Origin of the sequence: Methanobrevibacter sp. V14 (assembly GCF_963082475.1) — an archaeon.
Classification (GTDB): domain Archaea; phylum Methanobacteriota; class Methanobacteria; order Methanobacteriales; family Methanobacteriaceae; genus Methanocatella.
In genome coordinates, this window is sequence record NZ_CAUJAM010000008.1 from 51,113 (window position 1) to 71,925 (window position 20,813).

Genomic DNA, 20,813 nt, shown 5'->3' on the forward strand with positions numbered 1-20,813 from the left:
AATGGTTAAATGCAATAATTGTGGAATTACTGTTTCAAAGGATTCGGAAAATTGTCCAAATTGTGGAAATGATCTTATTAACTCTGATGAAAATCAAAGTTCATCAGATAATAATATTAACATAAACTCTGATAAATGTGGTGCCGAACTATCTTTTAATAATGACTTTTATCATTCTTGTGGTAATAAATTTGAAAATGAAGATAAAAATCTAAAATGTAGGAATTGTGGATCAGAATTATATGAAAATGTTTTGTTTTGTCCAACATGTGGCTCTAAGGTAATTTTTTCAAAAAAAATAATTCAAATAAAAACATGTCCAAATTGTAGAAAGGAAGTAGAAAATGATGTTGAGTTTTGCCCAGAATGTGGAACTAATATAGGTTCTGATGGGAAAACAAATCATGAATCTGTTCCTACTTCTTTTGAGAATAAAATTAATTTGGAAAAGATTATAAAACCATCTATAATAGCTTTAGTTGTATCTATAATTCTATCTTTATTAGGATTATTCATTGGATTTTCATGGTTCTCATTTATACTAGCGGTTATTTTGACTGTAGGTTTTTTTGCAGGAATTATTGATAATGAAGTTAATGCTATAATATTTGGTTTATTTGTTGGATTGATATTAGGTATTTTAGAAATTCAATTAGTTGAATTAATTTATGGTGCATTTGTTGCAAGATTTTATGAAGGTTTTTTTGGTGAGCATTTAATTATTTTGATGATTTCTGGAGTTATTGTAGCTTATATATCAAATATGTTTTTAAAAGAAACTATTGGGGACATCATCAGTAAATTCAAAGGCATGCTTTAATCTCTTTCTTTTTGTGCGACAAGCAATTATCTTAAATTTTGTCATATGCTCATTTCTTTTTTTTGAGAGTTTTATGTCAGTATAACTATTAACCTATTAACCTTGTTATACAGGATATTATCACTTGAAACTGTGGCACTGGCAACAGTGGTGGGATTACATGATAGTTTAAAGCATAATCTAATCATTATATCTGTATTGTCTTTATTTGGATGATATTTGATGGAGTGGTCTTGAGGAAGTCTGATGTTCTTTTATGGATAAATGATTATGAGAAAGTAAAATACCACTTTAGTCTAAAAACAGTAGAAAAATGACAAATAACTATAATGGATATATTGAGTTAAAAATGAGTATAATATGAATAATAGAAAGTAAAGTATATTTAAATGTGATTGTGGATGGTTTAGGTAATGAAAACTGGAAAACAAAATATTTTGGTGTTCAATATGTTGAACTATTCAAACTCGAAAACGAGATGTATTTAAAATACAACAATGAATATTTCGTGCTGAAGTAAATTGTGGATATTATATGTTTTAAATAACTGATATGCTTGAGATTACTTGTTTGAAAACGGGCACGGGTGGGTCTGATAAGAGGAGAAGTGAGTTATCATTCTGATTTATTTGATTTTTAAAATCATAACAATACCATTAAATATCACCAAAACTAAAACTTTAATATTAACTAAAAAATGGAGCATATTGTTATGAATAAAAGAACTATTGAGCTTTCAGGCCATATTATTGACTCATTGACTTTAACTAAGACAATGGGTATAATTATGGATAAAGGTGGGGAATTTGACATATTGGAAATTGATGTTGGACGTAAAAAATCAGATGAAAGTCATGCAAAGATTGAAGTTTCAGCAGATTCTCCCGAATTATTGGAATCTATTTTAGATGAATTATCTGTACTTGGTGCATCAATTGATGAAATTAAAGAAGTTAATCTTGTTGCATCTGTTAAAGATAAAGTTGCTCCTGAAGGTTTTTATTCATCATCTAATCACACAACTCATATTTTCTATGATGGGGATTGGATTCCTGTTGAAGAAATCGAAATGGACTGTTTGGTTGTTGTTGATGTTGATGCTAAACGTGCTTTTGTAAAACCTATTGCAGAGGTCAAATCCGGAGATAAAATTGTGGTGGGCCTTGATGGTGTTAAAGTTACTCCGCCCCATAGGTCTCGTGAAGAACAACAAGTATTTGAATTCATGAACAGTGAGGTGTCCTCTGAAAAACCTTTAATGAATCTTATACATGGTATTGCTAGAGAGATGAAAGAAATCAAAGCTAAAGGTGGAAAAATAGGTATTGTTGGAGGACCAGCAATTGTACACACTGGGTCTGGTAAATTTTTAGCATCACTTGTAAAAGAAGGATACATTGATGTTATCATGGCGGGCAATGCACTTGCAACTCATGATATTGAATCTGATTTATTCGGCACATCTTTAGGTATTGAAGTAAAAACTGGTAAAATTGTAGCTCATGGCCACACTCACCATATGAGAGCTATTAACAGAATAAATAATTCCGGTTCTATTAAAAATGCAGTTGAAGATGGTACTTTAACTGGTGGAATTATGTACGAATGTATTAAAAACGATGTTCCATTTGTCCTTGCAGGTTCTATTCGCGATGATGGTCCCTTGCCGGATGTTATAACAGATACTGCCGAAGCTCAGAAGTTAATGAGACATTATGCTCAGGAAGTTGATATGGTAATTATGATTGCAACAATGCTTCATTCTATCGCAACTGGTAACTTGCTTCCTTCAAGAGTTAAAAGTATCTGTGTAGATATTAATCCATCCACCGTTACTAAATTGTCTGATAGGGGTAGTGCACAAGTAGTGGGTATTGTAACTGATATTGGAACATTCTTGCCTCTCCTTTACAATGCTTTGAAGGAGGATTAAATGATATTTACTGCATATATCCTTGATGTTTTGACCGATTCAGTTTATCCGGCTAGAATAACGCTGGGAGATGGTGTTTTTAAAGAAATTGTTCCTATTAATGTCACTGAAGAAACTAAAATTGATGTCAAGGGTTTGCTGCTTCCGGGGTTCATCGATTCCCATATTCATATAGAAAGCAGCATGCTAACACCAGCACAATTTGCTAAAATTGCAGTTCGCCACGGTACTACTTCTGTTGTTTGTGATCCTCATGAAATAGCTAATGTTGCTGGAATTGAAGGGATAGAATTCATGATTGATAATGCTTCCATAGTTCCATTTAATTTTTATTTTTCCGCACCTTCTTGTGTGCCGGCTACTTCATTTGAAACAGCAGGTTGTGTTTTAGATTCATCGGATATTGAATATTTGCTTAAAAAAGAGGAAATTGTTGCACTTGGGGAAATGATGAATTTTCCGGGAGTGTTAAGTGGGGATGAAGAGGTAATTAAAAAGTTGGAATTGGCTAGAAAGTATAAAAAACCTATTGATGGGCATGCTCCATTACTTTCAGGTAAGAATTTGGATAAATATCTGGAACAGTATATAGTTACAGACCATGAATGCAGTAATTTTGCTGAAGCTATTGAGAAAAAGCAAAAAGGTATGAAAATTATGGTTCGTGATGGTTCATCTGCTAAAAATATGGAAGCTCTTTTTGATTTTTCACAACGCTTGGCTCATTTGAAAAATCAAGATAGTTTTGGTATAATTCCAACAGAAGTTTTGGAAAGAAGAATCCACTCTCCGATTTTTGATTTTATTGTAAGTGATGACAAACATCCAAATGATTTAATTCATGGCCATTTGGATAAATCCGTTAAAAAAGCAGCTAATTTGGGTGTTGATATAATAAAAGTTATTGGAATGGTCACAATTAATCCTGCAACACATTATGGATTGGATGCAGGGGTTATTGTAACTGGTGCTAAAGCGGATTTCATCATCATTGATAATTTAACCGATTTCAATATATTGAAAACATATATTGGTGGCGAATGTGTATTTGATGGAGAAAATGTTCTGTTTGAGGTTCCTGAAGTCGAATCTAAAAATACTATAAACACTTCAAAAAAATCTTCCGAAGACTTTGAGATATATTATGATGGTGAGGAATGCGAGGTTAATGTAATAAAATGCTTCAATGGGGTGTTGCTTACAGAAAGAGCTACTACTAAACTATATTGTAGAGAAGGCAAAGTGCAGTCGGATATCTATGAAGATGTTTTAAGGATATCTGTTGTTGAGAGATATGGTTTAGAGAATATTGCAAATGCATTTATTAAAGGGTTCGGTCTTAAAAAAGGAGCATTGGCGTCATCAATTGCTCATGATTCCCATAATATCATTGTCATTGGATATGATACTGAAATGATGGCTCGTGCAGTCAACAAAATCATAGATAATAAAGGGGGAATAGCTGTAGTAAGCGAGGACTTTGAAGATTCATTATCTTTACCGATTGCCGGTTTAATGACTAATGAAGATGCATATGAAGTTGCTTCTAAGTTAAATATTTTACATAAAATGTGCTCAGCTCTTGGCTGTAAATTAGACTCTCCATTTATGACTATGGCATTCATGGCATTATTGGTCATTCCGTCTTTGAAAATATCTGATTTGGGCCTATTTGATGTTGATAACTTTGAATTTATTGATGTTATTAAAAATTAAGGTTTTAAACCTTTTTTCATTAACTCTTTTTTTATAGCTTTCATAGCAAGGATATCCTCTTTATGCCCCACTTTAACAACAACACGATTTGCCTCACGAAAACGATTTAAATATTCTTCTTTTTGATTGTCATCAAACATATCAAAGCGTGTAAGGTTAGATAAAGATTCAATCACATAATTAAATCCTCTATTCAAAGCTTTGGTATTTTTATTTATTACTAATTCTTTAACTTCAGCTTTAATAACAATAGCTTCGTCTTTCTTTTTAATTGGATCGCTTTGTTTTATCGCTTCGCTAAAATTAATAACTTCACATTTAAAATAAGCATCAGCATTTTTAATTGAACAATTCTGGTTAAAATAGTTCTCAGGCAAATTTCCAAGTGTAGATAATGTAAATAATTCTGGATCATGAGTAATATTTACAATAAACTCTTTTTGAGATAATATATTATCTAAAGTTTTGCTTCCTTTAAAAATACGGCAAAGTACTTTAGATTTACCAGAGCAAATTATTCCTATAGGGGCTGCATTTTTTATACTCTTTGAGTTTATAGTACTTACAATTGTTTCGTATTGCCTTCCTTTCACCATTCCTATTTTTAATAAATCAATATCCATTTTAACCCTTTTATAAAAAACATTTTTATATCTTGTTTAACAATATATTAATTATAATATTTAATTTTAAGGAGTTTAATCCATGAAATATAAAATGTATGATGAGATGATGGAACAACCTGACTCACTTAGAAAAACTTTTGAATGTGAAAAATCAACAATGGATGAAGTTTCTAAACTGATTCCTGAAAAAGATAAGGTATATTTAATCGGTTGTGGAAGTTCTATTTCAACTTGTTATAGTGTTAGAGATGCAATAAGAATGTCAAGCACAAATATTGACATTGAAGTTTATACTGGTTATGAATTTTACTACAATAAAAAATTAACCATTAATGAAAACTCTATTGCTATTTTTACCTCACAATCTGGTGAAACTGCTGATACTCTTGCTTCACTTAGAAAAACTAATGAATTTAATATTCACAGTGTATCTATTTCTAATGAACCTGAAAGCTCAATGATTAAAGAAGCTAAAACTCCAATTATTACAAGATGTGAAAAAGAAACAGCAATTTTAGGTACTAAAACTTACATTACTCAACTTGCTTGTCTGTATCAAATTTTATTCGCGGCCAGTAATTATGATGGAAAGGATACTTTATTAAAGCAATTAATTGTAATTCCCGACATTCTTGAAGATTTATTAAAAACTACTGAATATGATAATAGATTATTAGCTGAAAATTTTAAAAATGAGGATATTTTCTATTGTTTAGGTAGTGGACCCAACTTTGGGCTTGCTTATAAGTTAGCAATGACCATGCTCATGGAAGGGGCTATTAAACATGCATGCCCGGAATATTCTGCTGAATTTAGGCATGGTTTAATTGAAAGAGTCGAAAAGGATGTTCCGATTATATTTTTAAAATCAGATTTTGAATCTGATGAAATTACACAAAAAGCTATTGAATTTTCAGAAAATTTAAAATTAAAATCAATTATTTATGAATTAAAAGATTATGCGGATATTGATAAATTATTATCTCCATTTGTATTTGTAATCCCTCTTGAATGGTTTGTTTATTATTTAGCACATTATAATGGTGAAGATCCGGGTGCTACAAGACATATTGGAAAAGTAAGATATTAATCTTTAAAAAAAGAATAATGTAGAGTTTACTCTACATTGACTTTATGTTTTGGAATTACTAATTTCGGAATGGTTACAATAATGATTCCGTTAGAGAATTTAGCAGAAATATTTTCTAAATCAATGCTGTTTTCAAATCTTATAGTTTTAACACATCTGCCAGTCTTAATTGAAGACACGATTACTTCTGCATCTTCTTCTTCAAATTCTTCAATGAATGATTTGAAAGTAGTTTCAATGGTTAAATCATTGTCTCCTGCTTCAATTAAAACATCTTCTTTATCAACACCAGGAACTGCTGCTTTAATATGGTATTTGTTTTCGGTTTCAACAAGATCAATGTCTAAGGTTTGAACAGTAGATTTTTTGTAATCAGCATATTTTTGGTCTGCAGTTTTTTGAACATTTTTAATGTATTCTTTGAATTCATCTATGCTGGCGTTTAAATCGTTGATTACATTATCTGCAATATTTTTGCCTTTTTCTTTGGTTTCTTCATACTTATCTTTTTGTTCTTCTTTTTTCTCATCAAATTTATCTTTTGTATCAGAAATTTTAGTTTCTATAGTTTCACTATCCACCATAATTTCACGCTCCTTATTGATGAATTGATTATAAGTATGTGTTAATTACGTTTTGTCAGTATATAAATTTAACTATTAATAACTTCAAGTTACTAAATTTAGGCATTAGTAATACTCATCATCTTCTTCGAGTTTTCTGTCGATTTTTTTAATAGTATCAATTTTTCTGTTAATTTTATCAATGCCTTCTCCTTCAATAGCTGAAATAAAAATTGAATTGTTTTCATCATCAATATATTGATTGAGATATTCTGCATCGTCAATTAAGTCCATTTTATTAAATAAGTAAACAGTTGGAATTTCGGAAAATATTTTTTCAATTTGTTTTAATAAGTTGTATTGGTTATCTAAGTGAAATCCGCAAGTTTCAGAAGCATCAAAGATAAATAATATGGCATCCGCTAAATGTTCAAGTGCGACAATTGCATTCATCTCAATATCGTTCATTTCTAAAACTGGTCTGTCTAAAAGTCCTGGGGTGTCAATAATTTGAATACTTTTCCAATGTCTTTCTGTATGGCCAATCTGAATACCTTTTGTTGTAAATGGATAATTGGCAACTTGAGGATCTGCTCCGGTAATTTGTCTTAAAAGAGTAGATTTACCTACGTTAGGAAAACCAGCAATTACTATTGTTGTTGCATCAAAATCAATTGTAGGCATATTCCTTAAGTTTTGTTTTGCAAAATCAAGGAAATCCAGATTTTTTTTGATTTTATTTATAACTGATGCGATTCTGCCATAAGCCTGCTTTTGTATTGCAGTTGCATTTTCAGAAGGGTTTTTCCTAATTTTAGCCCCATATTCTTTTTCAAGTTGTGTTATGATTCCATAAGCCCAGTTAAGACCCCCAAGTGCCTGTTTCATATCATCAACACCAACAGTAATGTCGATATAGTCTTGATAAAACGGATGTAAACTCTCAATTTCAGGAACTGCATCAAGAATAGATTTTAATTTATCTTTAATAACTTGACAAGAAGTTACAACTCTTCTTTCTTCAATTCTTTTACCTTTTAAATGTTTAGGTATTTTTTGACTCCTCATTAAGTCTGCTTGTTTTTTACCTCTGCTGAATCCTTTATCTAAAATTTCATCAGGCGTAGGTATTGTAGGTATCATCATTGTATCACTCTAAATATAGGTTGCTTATGTTCGTTCTCTCTCAACATTTCTATTATTATAGTTTAGATTTGGTTGGTTAATTAATTTGTGGATAATGTTGTGATATTTCAGTTGGTATATTATTTGTTTTATATAATTGATATAATAAAAAAGTATATTTTCTTGGAAAAGTTTATACCTTATAAAGTTCATATATAATAATCATGAAAGTCGCAAAAATTGAAGAACATTTGACGGACAAGGAATTAAATGATATTATAAAAGAACATAAGGATTCCTATAATATTTATAGGCGAGCTTATTTAATCAAAATGGTTAAAAAAGGAGATACTATAAAAAAAGCCTCTAAAATTATGAATGTCTCTAGAAAAACAGGTGAACGTTGGGTTAAAGAATATAACGAGAAAGGTATTGATGGATTAATGCCTAATTATAGTAATTGTGGCCTTGAATCAGAATTAGACGATGAAAAGTTGAAAATTCTTTATGAAGCCATCACAAATAGCGATAAAAGATTAACAATTGAAGATGTTCGAGAAATGATATATACCTTATTCAAAATAGAATTTAGTTATAATCATGTTTGGTTCATAACACGGAAAAAATTAGGATTAAACTACGGAAAACCTTTTATTAAATATGAAGGTCGCACAGAAGATGATGTCAAAATATTTAAAAAAAACTAACAATAATTGACACAAATAGACGAATGTTAGCATTCATGGATGAAACTGCCTGCAAAAGCGTAACAAACGTTAGAAGAGTATTATATGCACCAAATACAAAAAATATACAAGTACACTGTGGTGAACGATTTAAAATCAATGTATTTGGATTTATTGGAGTCCACTGTAGTTCATACATGGAAACTAATGAAAGAGGAGATTCAATTAATCTTGTAAAAGCATTATATCACTTCAGAATGGAAAATATGCTTAATAATGAAGCTAAACAATTAATTAAATAAGCAATAACTAACTCCAATTTAGAATACGAATATATTAAGGATATTGACCCAAAAATCATTAAATAGAATGGATTTAATAAATAAGGTAAATGATAAACTTTATAATGATAAACATTCCAATCAGGAATCCATTGCAAAAATTAAATGAACTTATTTCAATATTTAAAGGAGAATTTGGTGAATTTGTAGGGTTAAAATCACTTTATGAAATTGGTTGAATAATGGGGTATAAACTTTCACAAAGAACTATGGCATTTTCAAATCCTCTAAACTAATTTCATATTCATAAATTGAAAAGAAAAACATGAATAAATATCTTTTATAAAAATTCAACAGTCAGATTCCCACAAATTTGTGGGAATCTGGGAAAGGATTTTAGTCTTTCTTCTTTACCTTGAATTTCATCACCATCATCTTTACCCTTTTTATAACCGTAACCTAAAATCACGATTATATAGAATAAAATGACAGCTAGTATGAATTTCATATTATTATTAATGTTTTTGCTAATTTCTTTAGTGACTTCATATGCCTTTGCAGAATCTTGTGTTTCACCAGACTCAGAACCTCCTTCAACTGAATCAGAAGAACCTTCCGCAGCAGCCTGAACACCCACGGATGGAGAAGTTCCACCATTTGTTCTGATTAGGTTGTTGGAGTTTCCTTTAACTTCACCTTCACGACCATTAATATTGGAACCACCATGTCCTGAGGAGCCATGACCGTTACCACTGCCTTGGCCGTTTCCGGTACCGGTTCCATGACCGTTACCATTATTGCCACTATGAGCCTTGATGTATTCAACAATACTTGGCACTTTAGGATCAGGATTATTGATGGCCTCACCGGCCTCATAACCAGAATCATGATCCTTGTTGGAAGATGAATAACCATCACTGATTGGTATGTTCCAGGAAGTAGACTGACTGATATAAGATGATATTGTAGCCATAATATTAGTTATAGCTGATGCAACATCAAATGTTGCAACAGCCTGATTGTCAACGAATTTAACGGTTTGTGAATATGAACCTGCAGTAAACTTAACATCAAATGCCGGAATATCAGACAAATAATCATTAGTTAGTCTATTGATTAATCTTAACCTGTAAGATGAGTCCCCTACACGGTCAATAACCAAATCAACAAAACCTTTAATGTATGATGTTGCACCATTTGTCATTCCAGTGTATGAGTCTGATCCATCCCATAAATTATAACCGTATCCATTACAACCTGATTGAGTGTAGGTATGTGTTTTTCTTGACTCCCAGCTACGGTGCTCTGTTTTGATGCAAACATTATTTTCAATATGAACAGCATTATGGAAGTTATCAGCTAACTCCCATACCTGAATACAATTACAATAACAACCATATAAGTCAGTTCCATGCTTAAATCCATAGAATGCATCGTATTCGGCACCTGAATCCGGTTCACCAGGATGTGAATGCATATTATGGACAAGATTACTTACAACATTTACATTCTCACTATAACCGTTAAAGTTAATTCCCATGAAACTGCCATCCAAATCATTTCTTGTAATGTTCACGTTACTGAATCTGCCTTCCAAAAGTATTGCATCACCAACACCTTCATAAACAGTATTTTTGTCAATAATTACTCCATTGTTGTTGTTTTTTAAACGTATGCCAAAAACACCATAATTGATTCTATTATTTAGCAAAGTAGTGTCACCAGAACCATACAATAGTACTTGATGAGCACTGCTGAGGTATGGGTCCTGACCATTATTTTCCAATAAAGAATCTTTTAAAGTAGTTTTTTTACTGTTTAAAATCCAAACACCATTATCATAACTATTCTTGACATTAATTCTTTCCAATTTAGTGTTACTTGATTTATTAACAATTACACCATTAGTGGAATTATTCACTTTAGTATCTTTAACTAAAGTGTTTGTACTGTTTATGATATTGATTCCAACTGCATCATTGGCAGATACAATAGAATCCTTAACTGAAATATTTTTTGTTTTTTTAATCAGTATTCCATCTGCTCCATCATTTATGATAGTGAATCCGTTGATTGAAGAGCCTTTTGCATTTTCACCAATTGTGAAAACCGGCTGAACACCATTACCGACAAGTTTGGTATTATTGTTAGTGATAATGTTTAAGGGCTTATTGATTGTGAAATTAGCACCATAAAGGGTATCATAGTCGAATACGAATTTGCTACCTTTTTCAGCATTATCCAATAATTTCTGAATATTTTGAATCAATGTAGAATTGATTTTATCATTAACATTAATACTATCGGTAATGTTAAATGTGAAAGTGGAAACTTTACCCCAATTATTAGAAGTATCCACCGCAACAGCCCTCAAAACTGTGTAAGCTTCAATACTAACAGGTTCGACATAAGTTCTGCGAGTAGCACTGTCAATTGGATTGGATCCGTCAACTGTGTAGTATATATTTGCTATACTATAGTCGTCACTTGCAGATAACTCAACACTTTGAGTTTCATCAAATACTCCTCCTTTAGTTGATTTACCGTTAATGTTTGCAGAAACTGGGCTAGGGGGAGTAATATCCCATGACTCAACAACAATTGTTGTATTTCTTGCAAGATTAATACCCTCATGAGTTACCAATAGTTCCACACGATATTTGCCGGCTTTACTGTATACATGTGAAGGATTCCGCTCACTTGAATAGTAACCGTCACCAAAACTCCAATAATAAGTATTGTTGCCTTGGGTAGATAAATCAGTAAACTGAATAGTCCTTTCAGTATTATTCACATGCTCATAAGTGAAATCCGCTGAAATATCATTAAATGCAAAAATACCCTGATTAGTAGTAACAATCAAAGTACCGTCATCAGATAATGTAGGGCTACTGAAACTGATTGGCCCACCATATTTACCGGTTAAAGTATAATTCCAGATTTGCTCACCGGTTAAATTAAAAGCATATACCACATTACCTTGAGATAAATAAATAATCTCATCACCACTAATTAATGGAGAACTTAAAGAATTATTCGCATTAGCAATACTTTGACTCCATAAGATATTTCCATTAGAAGCATTAATGGCCGTCAAACTCTTTTGACCTGTAATGTATAATATGCCTTTATAATATGATGGAGTACCAGAAGCAGATTTGTCACCACTAGACCAAATACATGTGTTGTCACCAATAGACCAAACACGTGTGCCATTAGGTAAATATGCATTAATAATGTTGTAATCATGAGAAGGTTTAAAAGAAATAGCTGCCTCACCTGGTTGATTTAAAACATAAAGTAATCCATTATCTCCAATGCTTATAGTATCGGAATATGCGAGAAATATAACACCAAAATCAGATATTCCTTTTACAAATTTAACAGAACCATCCCAGTTTACTGCAACAAGTTCATGATGGGTAGAAACCATATATAATGTACCATCATTAGCAATAGTTGGTGTAGAACCAGTAATTGCAGGTAAAGTACAATTCCATGACAAATTATTATCTTTAAATGCAAATAATATAGAAATATTATCATTTCCACTTAAAACATATAATGTATTGTCATAACCAAATATGGGACTAGAACCCGTATTATATTCCCCTAAATTATATTTAAACATTAATTCACCATCTGGAGAAATACAATACAACGTACTATTCAACCAATTAGTAAAGTAAATATTACCATCACTTCCAATAGTTGGTGTGCAAATGATTTTACTAGTTGTACCATAACGCCAGATAACCAAACCCTGATTATTTAAACAATACAAGTACCCATCATCACTACCCACATAAATATGGCCATTTTTATCTATAACTGCAGAACCAGAACTAACAATATTTGTATTAGACCATTTACTGACATTAGTTAATGGACCAATATAATTAGTAACTCCCGTTTTATTATTATTTCCTTGATATTGGCTCCAAATAGCCTCTGAAGACTGATTCATATCATTTTTCTTTAGATAAGTAACTGAGAAATCATTTGTGTAAAAGTTAATAGACAAATATTTATGGCTATGAGATTCAAACCGGATTACAGTTCTATTATGAATATAAAAAGGATTTGTATATAATATTCGAGTATCACTAAAAATTGGATCACTACCATCTAATGTGTAATATGCTAATAAAATAGAAACTAAGAGTTTTTAGAAAAAATAAGGTTGACGACTTGATAAAACTCATACTAATTAGTGAATTGGGAGGAGTTATTATTGCAAATAAAAATGTTGAATTAATGAGAGGAAAGCCAGAAATTGCTGTTAGAAAACTAGCGATTCCAATAATGATATCCATGCTTTTAACAGCATCATATAATATTGTTGATGGTATTTGGATTGCAGGATTAGGTCAAACTGCTATTGCAGGAATAGGTTTTGTAACACCAATATTCATGATTTTAAATGGTGTTAGTGTAGGGTTAGGTAATGGGGCGACAAGCAGTATTAGTCGTGCTGTTGGAGCAAAAAATCATAAAAGAGCTAGTAAGTCAGCAACACATTCAATTGTAATTTTACTAATGGCTTCGATAATTTTGACTATAATTTTGCTTATAATTCAGGAACCTTTGCTTAAAGCATTCGGTGCTAGTGGTCAATCATTAGTTGAAGCAATTAAATATGCAACACCATTATTTGCAGGTTTATTTGCTTTTATTTTTGCTAATGGGGGAAGTGGGATTCTCCGTGGGGAAGGTGATATGAAAAGGGCAATGTATGCAATGATAGTCTCTGTTGTTTTAAATTTTATTTTAGATCCTGTTTTTATCTATGTTTTAAACTTAGGTTCAACTGGAGCTTCACTTGCAACAATAGTGAGTTCTATTGGTGCTGCAATTGTGATAATGTATTGGATTTTAATTAAAAATGATACTTATGTTGATGTTACTTTTAAAGGATTTAGATTTGACTTAGAAATAACTCGAGACATCTTAAAAGTAGGTATTCCATCTTCATTGGACATGTTTATGATGTCACTTGCAATGAGTTTTTATTTGATATTTATTTCATCTGTTGGTGGTGAATATGGTATTGCAGCATTTACATCTGGTCAAAGATTGTATTTGTTTGGAATAATGCCTTTAACAGCTATTGGTAGTGCAGTTGCAGCTGTTAGTGGAAGTGCTTTCGGCGCTAAAAATTGGGATTATTTGTCAAGAACCCATAGTTATGGTACAAAATTCGCCATGCTATTTGCAGTCCTAATCATGCTTATTTTAGTAATATTTGCACCGCAATTATCATTGATTTTTGCATATACTCCAGATACAGCTCCTTTAACTCCTGAAATAACAAATTTCTTAAGAATAGCTTCCTTTGGTTTACTTTTAGTTGGTTTTGGCATGCCTTCAAGCTTTTTCTATCAGGGAATTGGTAGGGGAACAACTTCTCTTATGTGGACAATCATAAGAGAATTAATTTGTACTGTAAGTTTTACTTATCTATTTGGAATTGTATTTGGTTGGGGGTTAATTGGTATTTGGACAGGTTTGGCAGTTGGTAGAATCATAGCATCTATTTTCAATTATGCTTATGCCAGATATACCATTCGCAAGTTAAAAACAACTTTAAATGATGCAGTTATTTAATCATTGAGAACAGAGATTTGTTTTAAAAATAAATAATTTAAATCTTTCTACTAGGCAGTAGGGGTATTTGTATTTATTTTTTTCCAAATTTCATATTGTTTTAGTCTTTTATCAGTTTAAAACACCATTTAAATCATTTTATTTTTATCATTCTGGAAGTAATATTAATTTTTAATATGTCATTGTTAAGTATTATTTTTTAAATTTTCTCTAATCCGTGATATTTTTGTTAATCATGGGTTGAATTTATAATAATCATTTTATAGTTCATTAATCTCTTTTTAAATTTATTTAAATTATTGTTTTTTGTTAATAGGTATTTTTTTTAAAAGTTTGATAGGTGTTGTTATTACTTTTTATATAAAAAATAATAGAATTGTATTAAATAACTTTATATATGTATTATTTCAAACCAATTCTTATATTCTTGATAAAATTTCGATTGTTGGGAATATGTTAAAAATTAATTGGAGGTCAAAATATTAGAAAACAACTACTTTTATTCATTACTCTTATTACATTCTTAATGTTTGTAACAGGTGCAGTTTGTGCAGGTGATGCAGATGCATTTGATAATGCCGCTTTAGGTATTGATTCAGCATCTTATTCGGATGCAATATCAAGTTCTAATGATGATATTAACGAACAAGTTTCTGATTCTCAATCTTCAAATATTTTGAAAGATTCTGGATCCGGCAATACTACTTCTGTTGAGGTAAAAGTTAATTATCAATATTCTGATGATGCAAATAAATTAGTTCCTGATTTTTATGTAGTTTCTAATGGAAACTACCTTAATTTTACAAAAAATTATAATGTGAATGATAAAAATTATGTTCTAAATATTAAAGATGCTTTGGCAGGCAGTTATAATATTACTGCAATGACATCTGGATATGTTAGTCAATCTAAAATAATTAGTGGTGCAGATTTAACTAACCTTGTTTCATTTGATTTAAAAGCTACAAAAGCTTATGAATTAGGAAAAACAGTTACTGAATCAGCAGATAAATTATTAGATTTCAAAAATGCCGATGATATTCTTATTGTCACTTCAGCTGGTGTAGCTAAATTATATGGCAAATGCAGTGAAGAGGCAATAGAGGGTATTATAAATTATGGTAACCATATAGCTTATACCGATGTTTTAATGCTACGCCAATCTGCTGTAGATCCGATTGACTTTGCTTTTATAACTAAAAAAGGAAATCAATTAAAAGCAGCAATATTTGAGAACGGGTCAACAAAACACTCTTACTTGGGTACTATTTCTGAAAATATGACCAAAAAGCAATGGAATACTTACTTTAAGTCTATTAAAGGTAAGAACGCATGGGCATTTGCAAGTTTAGCAAATGGTTGGGTTGCAGGTGTTTCAAGAGAAGTGCTTCAGGAAGGTGCATTCCATGGACATATTTGTGAAGGAACATTAGGCGGATTTAGTATTGTGCAAGCTTTATTAAAATATTACCCTCCTGTAAAAGAAACCCAATCTGAAGGTGCAGGTTCTCCAGGCGATATAACTTCATACAAGATTCTTGGTGTTCCGGGAGGATCTGATGATGATGCAGCAATGTTTTTCTTAGATGCAACTATTGGTAAAACTGGTTATGTAGGTGTTGATACCACAGCAACTGGTGCAACTGAGAATATGATTGGATTTATCAGATGGTATGCTAGTTCCAATACTGGTGATTTAATCATCATGTCATTAAATTCCACTAATGTTAAAAATACTTTCATAAAAGAAACTGGTATTAATCCAGATTCCGGAAGTTTGGAAGAATTAAAATACTGTTCATGGTGGATTAAAAAAATTAATACAAATCCTGGATGTTTAGTTGACTTTTTATATGAATTTACTAATTTAACTGCAGAACAGTATTATTATTTAATGGGTACAAATGCCGATGTTAGTGCAGATGGTCATGCTATTCAAGCTATTGATGCTCATGGTTTAGATATGAAATATATTTTATCTTTAAATTTACCAAAAGCAACAAGAACAAATGCTGATACTATTAAAGGCACATTAACTGATGCTCAAATGAAACAAATTGGTATTGATGCAGCTAAAAAAGGAAAAGAGTTATTCAAAAATGAATTAGGTATTGATATTGACAGAGATAATGTTGACTTTGCAGTATTTACTTCAGCAGGTTATGTTTACTTGAAAGGTCAAGAAACAGTTTTAGTTCGTGATGGTCTTCATGAAGTATTAGGCACTAGTTTATACAGTAAAAACATGTTACAATACCACCAAGCACTTTGGAAGCCATTATGGTTTGCATTTATCTTACGTCATCCGGACACAAAAGAAATTCATGCAGCATATCTTAGATACAATGTTAATGGATCATTCTTTGTAGGGGAACTTGATGGTGATAAAGTAATAAACATAGGCATTGATACTTTAAATAACTCTGCAAAAGTAAAAGCTATTCCAAAATCTTTCATGCCAGATGGAAATTGGTTCAGTATTCAGACTATTGCAAATGCATGGAGATCTCACCCAGCATTTGATCAAATATTGTCTTTCTTATACCACAATCATGTATGTCCGGGTGTACAACCGGGATTCTTTATAACTGACCACATTCAAAAGAAATATCCTTTAGGTGAAAATGAATCATATACTTACATTGCTTCAACTACTTTCTGTAAGGATGACAGTATGACTTATTTATTAGGTATTTCTCCAGGTATGGGTACTTTTTTAGTTAAAAAATTACCTAATAATGAAACTGTATCTGAATATATTGCTGGCGGAACTTACCAGGGTGTTCTTGTGGTATGGGATAATAATCTTAAAGTTGGTAAGGTTTCTATTTTAAGTTTCAAATGGGGTGACATTGATACAAGTATGTACAGTACCTCTGAAGCTAAACGTGCTGCTCAAATCGAGGCTTACATTGATTTGTATAATGGGGTAAATAATCCAAATATTAAATCACGCCCTATTGTTTCTACAGACTGTGAAAAATGGATTAATGAAGAACAATTTAATAAATTAAAGCAAGGTGCTGATGATTCCGTTATTAGATATGTTAAAGGTCTTAACAATGTTACTAAAGAAGATTTATTAAAGTCTATTGCAGATAATAATAAAGATAAGACAAAAAACAATACCAAAGACAATACTAAAAAATCTAACACTACATCTAATGCAAAATCTGATGGCTCCAGATCTAATTCAAATGGTCATTCTAAGTCCACTGATGCTAGGTCATCTAATCCATCTCAAAGTAGATATTATGGTCATGCAAATGCAGCTACAAGTAAAGAACCTGTAAATGTTGGAGACAGTTCACAACCTTTAGAAGATTCTGAAGCTGATCAAAGTTCAGACAGTAAGTCAAAATCTTATGAAGTTTCAAAATCTATTGAAACACAATCTACAGATTCCAATAATCTTTTATATGCTTTAATAGGTATTTTAGCAATTGGAATTGTATTAGGTTTAGGTTACATGAGACGTAAATAAAACTAAACATATTAATTAATAACTCATTCAATTGAGTTATTATTTTTTTATTTTAATAATTTGGTTGAATTTAATTAAATAAATTTTTATTATAGGTTTGTTTAATTAAATTTAATTATAAAATGGTGATTTAATGAAATATAAAAGACTGGCATTGTTGATAACAATAATTTTTATCATATCATTTGTTTCAACTAGTGTATGTGCTCATCCAGGACATGGTTCTGAGTATGCTGAGGAGGTAACTGTAGAAACTCCTTCTCATCCTTCTGATTCAGGGTCTGGTTCTTCTGGAAGTTCTAGTTCTAGCTCATCTAGTGGCCATAGTTCTTCAAGTAGTTCAAGTTCTAGCTCATCTGGTAATTCTGCTTCTTCTGGAGGTTCTGCATCTTCTGGCAGTTCTGGAAATTCTCATTCAGGTGGTTCTAGTTATTCTTCTAGCAATCCAAATCAATTAAGTTCTGACGAGTCTTCATCTGGTGTTTTGGAAGTGAAAGATAATTCAACAATTGAAAAAAACAGTACTGATAAAGCAAGCAATGATACAAATATTTCTGATAATGATGATGAAAATAATGATTTGTTCAATATAAACAATATAATTTTATTTGTAATCGTATTGATGTGTGGATTTTTCATAGCGGTTGTGATGTCAAAATTTTTCACTAAGGAATAATTATGGAGATATTATGGTTTTTAGTTCATTATGGTCTATAGCTTTTATAGGTTCTATAATAATTTTTTCTATTGTTATTGGGTTGATTTTAGGTTTAAATGTTTCTAAAAAATATATGGTTAAATTTTCTATCGTTTCAATAATGGTCATGTTAATATTAATTTATTTAATGAATTTATATAATGATCAGTTAAATTTGGCTATTGGTTCGTATAATTATTTATTGCTGTTTGTAATTTCATCTATTTTAATTTTCATTGGATATTTGATTAATAAAAGTAAGGATGTAAATAAAGTTATTTCATTGTCTTATTTATCCTTTGTATTAATCGCATTTACATGTATTTTATCTAAAAATGTTTTAAATGGTTGGGGAGATATTCAAATAACGTTATTGGCAACATGCTTATTTAATTCATTGGTAATTGCGGTATTCGCTATTAAAAAATTGAAAATTTTAAGTAATTCTTATGAATATTTGGGTAAATTCTATTTTATTTTTGGAATTTATTTTTTGGTAGTTTCTTTATTCATTCCAAACCTCGTTGCTTTGGATGTTAATACTATGAAACCGATAAATATTGTTTCTATAGAATCAATCATTCTTACTATTGTGTTATTGGCTGTAGTGGTTAGTTTAGGTTTATTATATAATAAAAAAAATACTTTATTTAAATAATTTATGTGGTGTTTTATGTGGTAAGTATTCCAGGAAGTGAATTGTTAATCGCAGCATTAAATGTTGTATCTCAGAGTTTACAGATTCCGGTAATTATTTTCTTATTAATATTTGCTGTTTTTGCAATATTTGCATTTGGAGGGTTAATTTCAGATTATAATTGTCGTATTAAATTGAATAGAGAATATAAGGAGAAATTAATTTTTTCATTGGTCAATGCCAGTTCTATAGACGAACTTAAAAGCATTGTCAGCAATTCTGAAATTTATGATAATCAAAAGGAAGTATTATTGAAAGTAGTTAATGCACATTCTCTTTCAATTGAATCAAGAGAATCATGGGCTTTAAATTTGATTGAAGATGAAGAGGTAGTCATGGCAAAATCTCTTGAAAGACTTGATATTGTTACACGTATCGGCCCGACTTTAGGATTAATGGGAACTTTAATACCAATGGGTTCGGGTCTTGCAGCGTTGGGTAGTGGAGACGTATCTACATTAGCTAATGCAATCATTGTAGCATTTGATACAACTGTTGTGGGTATTGGAGCTGGTGCGGTTGCTTATGTTGTTGCTAAAATTAGACGTAGATGGTATGAAGAATATTCTTCTAATTTGCAACTATTTGTCAATGCGGTTTTAGAAAATTTAAAGGATTAGATGATTTCATGATTCGTAGAAGAAAAGGAAAATTTCTAAGCCATGGTGAAGAAGATCCAATGGCAGGGACAACTAATCTTGTTGATGCAATGTTAGTAATTGCTGTAGGGTTGTTAATATTTTTAGTAATTTCATGGAATATGCAAAATATTGTCTTTAATGAAAATATGGATGAACAACAAAGACAAAAAGTTAAAGATGCTATAAACGAAGTTTCACAAGTAGATCAGGGTGAAGAATTAGAAGACACTCCTGATTTAAGTAAATCATCAGGTAGTGGTTATACTGAAATGGGTAAAGTTTATAAAGATTCTGAAACGGGCAAATTGATCATGGTTGAAGGTTAATTATATTAAACTAAACCTTAAACTTTTTAGGGCATGTTATATTTTAATTAAAGTGATGCTTAAAATCATGATAAAATATAATATGGTGAGGAATTATTGTTTATCTAATAAATCCACTACTTTATTTGCAATAAATACGCAACAGTCAACACAGGGTGATTTATCCTTCCCATGATTAGTTATTTTATCGCATCTAACAGTGCCATATTCATCTTTAAAAGCATTAAAAATTTCTTTTGCATTTTCTTTAATGATTGGAGGAGCTTCATTTAAAATACCGTTGGCCATTAATGCACCAGTTACTGCGCCACAGGTTCCTTCATCAAATGTTCCGCCCATTCCTCCTGCAAATCCACAAGATAATTTTGTCATTTCTTGAGGAGTTATGTCCGCCTCAGCAGTTTCACAAAGACCCATTAAAGTTGATTCGGAACAGCTTTTAAATGTTCTATATTCCCTAATTTTTTCTTCTAAAATTTTTTTATCAAGTTTCATACTACAATCTCCCACATATTATTATA

The 20,813-nt window shown here is 30.9% G+C and carries 18 protein-coding genes; 13 read left to right on the plus strand and 5 right to left on the minus strand.

The features are described 5' to 3' along the window. The first annotated feature begins 1 nt into the window (after window position 1). The 3 genes from Q9968_RS06090 to ade all read left to right on the plus strand — a co-directional run bounded on the left by Q9968_RS06090 (window position 2) and on the right by ade (window position 4,469). The gene (locus Q9968_RS06090) at window positions 2–820 is read left to right on the plus strand and encodes a zinc-ribbon domain-containing protein (protein ID WP_305514507.1); all 819 of its coding nucleotides are present in this window, start codon (window positions 2–4) and stop codon (window positions 818–820) included. A gap of 712 nt (window positions 821–1,532) precedes the next feature. Then, window positions 1,533–2,753, plus strand: a complete 1,221-nt coding sequence (locus Q9968_RS06095) for a TIGR00300 family protein (RefSeq protein ID WP_305514509.1) — start codon at window positions 1,533–1,535, stop codon at window positions 2,751–2,753. Continuing rightward, complete coding sequence (gene ade, locus Q9968_RS06100) at window positions 2,754–4,469, plus strand: adenine deaminase (protein ID WP_305514511.1); 1,716 nt, start codon at window positions 2,754–2,756, stop codon at window positions 4,467–4,469. Here ade and Q9968_RS06105 read toward each other — a convergent pair. Further along, a complete protein-coding gene (locus Q9968_RS06105; RefSeq protein WP_305514513.1) occupies window positions 4,466–5,092 on the minus strand; it encodes a DUF447 domain-containing protein in 627 nt (208 codons plus the stop codon). The two genes, ade and Q9968_RS06105, sit on opposite strands and share 4 nt — an antisense overlap. A gap of 82 nt (window positions 5,093–5,174) precedes the next feature. On the opposite strand from Q9968_RS06105, the gene Q9968_RS06110 reads away from it, so the two are divergent. After that, complete coding sequence (locus tag Q9968_RS06110; RefSeq protein ID WP_305514515.1) at window positions 5,175–6,185, plus strand: SIS domain-containing protein; 1,011 nt, start codon at window positions 5,175–5,177, stop codon at window positions 6,183–6,185. A 26-nt stretch (window positions 6,186–6,211) separates the two neighbouring features. On the opposite strand, the gene Q9968_RS06115 is transcribed toward Q9968_RS06110, so the two are convergent. Both Q9968_RS06115 and Q9968_RS06120 read right to left on the minus strand, forming a co-directional pair. Further along, window positions 6,212–6,769, minus strand: coding sequence for an Hsp20/alpha crystallin family protein (locus Q9968_RS06115; protein WP_305514516.1), 558 nt, complete (start codon window positions 6,767–6,769; stop codon window positions 6,212–6,214). A gap of 105 nt (window positions 6,770–6,874) precedes the next feature. Then, entirely contained in the window at window positions 6,875–7,894 is a 1,020-nt protein-coding gene (locus Q9968_RS06120) for an NOG1 family protein (protein ID WP_305514517.1), read from the minus strand. Window positions 7,895–8,097: 203 nt separating this feature from the next. Here Q9968_RS06120 and Q9968_RS06125 point away from each other — a divergent pair, with 203 nt between their 5' ends. From Q9968_RS06125 to Q9968_RS06135, 3 genes are all read left to right on the plus strand, one after another. Continuing rightward, window positions 8,098–8,580: a helix-turn-helix domain-containing protein gene (locus Q9968_RS06125; RefSeq protein WP_305514519.1), complete on the plus strand. Its 483-nt coding sequence runs from the start codon at window positions 8,098–8,100 to the stop codon at window positions 8,578–8,580. 23 nt (window positions 8,581–8,603) lie between these two features. Continuing rightward, a complete protein-coding gene (locus Q9968_RS06130) occupies window positions 8,604–8,861 on the plus strand; it encodes a hypothetical protein (RefSeq protein WP_305514521.1) in 258 nt (85 codons plus the stop codon). Between the two features lie 89 nt (window positions 8,862–8,950). After that, complete coding sequence (locus tag Q9968_RS06135; protein ID WP_305514522.1) at window positions 8,951–9,079, plus strand: hypothetical protein; 129 nt, start codon at window positions 8,951–8,953, stop codon at window positions 9,077–9,079. 101 nt (window positions 9,080–9,180) lie between these two features. Here Q9968_RS06135 and Q9968_RS06140 read toward each other — a convergent pair whose 3' ends face one another. Next, the gene (locus tag Q9968_RS06140) at window positions 9,181–12,864 is read right to left on the minus strand and encodes a PQQ-binding-like beta-propeller repeat protein (RefSeq protein ID WP_305514524.1); all 3,684 of its coding nucleotides are present in this window, start codon (window positions 12,862–12,864) and stop codon (window positions 9,181–9,183) included. 209 nt (window positions 12,865–13,073) lie between these two features. On the opposite strand from Q9968_RS06140, the gene Q9968_RS06145 reads away from it, so the two are divergent. The 6 genes from Q9968_RS06145 to Q9968_RS06170 all read left to right on the plus strand — a co-directional run bounded on the left by Q9968_RS06145 (window position 13,074) and on the right by Q9968_RS06170 (window position 20,292). Beyond that, complete coding sequence (locus tag Q9968_RS06145; protein WP_342765950.1) at window positions 13,074–14,447, plus strand: MATE family efflux transporter; 1,374 nt, start codon at window positions 13,074–13,076, stop codon at window positions 14,445–14,447. A gap of 526 nt (window positions 14,448–14,973) precedes the next feature. After that, window positions 14,974–17,931, plus strand: a complete 2,958-nt coding sequence (locus tag Q9968_RS06150; protein WP_305514528.1) for an FmdE family protein — start codon at window positions 14,974–14,976, stop codon at window positions 17,929–17,931. 133 nt (window positions 17,932–18,064) lie between these two features. After that, on the plus strand, window positions 18,065–18,607 hold the full coding sequence (locus Q9968_RS06155) for a hypothetical protein (RefSeq protein WP_305514531.1): 543 nt from the start codon (window positions 18,065–18,067) through the stop codon (window positions 18,605–18,607). 13 nt (window positions 18,608–18,620) lie between these two features. Further along, window positions 18,621–19,286: a DUF2162 family putative transporter gene (locus Q9968_RS06160; RefSeq protein WP_305514533.1), complete on the plus strand. Its 666-nt coding sequence runs from the start codon at window positions 18,621–18,623 to the stop codon at window positions 19,284–19,286. 17 nt (window positions 19,287–19,303) lie between these two features. Beyond that, complete coding sequence (locus Q9968_RS06165) at window positions 19,304–19,945, plus strand: MotA/TolQ/ExbB proton channel family protein (RefSeq protein WP_305514535.1); 642 nt, start codon at window positions 19,304–19,306, stop codon at window positions 19,943–19,945. Between the two features lie 8 nt (window positions 19,946–19,953). Then, window positions 19,954–20,292 (plus strand): DUF2149 domain-containing protein, encoded by a 339-nt coding sequence (locus Q9968_RS06170; protein ID WP_305514537.1) that lies wholly within the window; start codon window positions 19,954–19,956, stop codon window positions 20,290–20,292. Window positions 20,293–20,385: 93 nt separating this feature from the next. Here Q9968_RS06170 and Q9968_RS06175 read toward each other — a convergent pair whose 3' ends face one another. Then, window positions 20,386–20,787, minus strand: a complete 402-nt coding sequence (locus tag Q9968_RS06175; RefSeq protein WP_305514539.1) for a C-GCAxxG-C-C family protein — start codon at window positions 20,785–20,787, stop codon at window positions 20,386–20,388. Window positions 20,788–20,813: the final 26 nt, after the last annotated feature.

Excerpts from the sequence above, each read along its gene's own strand:
- Q9968_RS06090 (WP_305514507.1), top strand. The coding sequence starts at position 2 with ATGGTTAAATGCAATAATTGTGGAATTACTGTTTCAAAGGATTCGGAA.
- Q9968_RS06095 (WP_305514509.1), top strand. The coding sequence starts at position 1,533 with ATGAATAAAAGAACTATTGAGCTTTCAGGCCATATTATTGACTCATTG.
- ade (WP_305514511.1), top strand. The coding sequence starts at position 2,754 with ATGATATTTACTGCATATATCCTTGATGTTTTGACCGATTCAGTTTAT.
- Q9968_RS06105 (WP_305514513.1), bottom strand. The coding sequence starts at position 5,092 with ATGGATATTGATTTATTAAAAATAGGAATGGTGAAAGGAAGGCAATAC.
- Q9968_RS06110 (WP_305514515.1), top strand. The coding sequence starts at position 5,175 with ATGAAATATAAAATGTATGATGAGATGATGGAACAACCTGACTCACTT.
- Q9968_RS06115 (WP_305514516.1), bottom strand. The coding sequence starts at position 6,769 with ATGGTGGATAGTGAAACTATAGAAACTAAAATTTCTGATACAAAAGAT.
- Q9968_RS06120 (WP_305514517.1), bottom strand. The coding sequence starts at position 7,894 with ATGATGATACCTACAATACCTACGCCTGATGAAATTTTAGATAAAGGA.
- Q9968_RS06125 (WP_305514519.1), top strand. The coding sequence starts at position 8,098 with ATGAAAGTCGCAAAAATTGAAGAACATTTGACGGACAAGGAATTAAAT.
- Q9968_RS06130 (WP_305514521.1), top strand. The coding sequence starts at position 8,604 with ATGTTAGCATTCATGGATGAAACTGCCTGCAAAAGCGTAACAAACGTT.
- Q9968_RS06135 (WP_305514522.1), top strand. The coding sequence starts at position 8,951 with ATGATAAACTTTATAATGATAAACATTCCAATCAGGAATCCATTGCAA.
- Q9968_RS06150 (WP_305514528.1), top strand. The coding sequence starts at position 14,974 with ATGTTTGTAACAGGTGCAGTTTGTGCAGGTGATGCAGATGCATTTGAT.
- Q9968_RS06155 (WP_305514531.1), top strand. The coding sequence starts at position 18,065 with ATGAAATATAAAAGACTGGCATTGTTGATAACAATAATTTTTATCATA.
- Q9968_RS06160 (WP_305514533.1), top strand. The coding sequence starts at position 18,621 with ATGGTTTTTAGTTCATTATGGTCTATAGCTTTTATAGGTTCTATAATA.
- Q9968_RS06170 (WP_305514537.1), top strand. The coding sequence starts at position 19,954 with ATGATTCGTAGAAGAAAAGGAAAATTTCTAAGCCATGGTGAAGAAGAT.
- Q9968_RS06175 (WP_305514539.1), bottom strand. The coding sequence starts at position 20,787 with ATGAAACTTGATAAAAAAATTTTAGAAGAAAAAATTAGGGAATATAGA.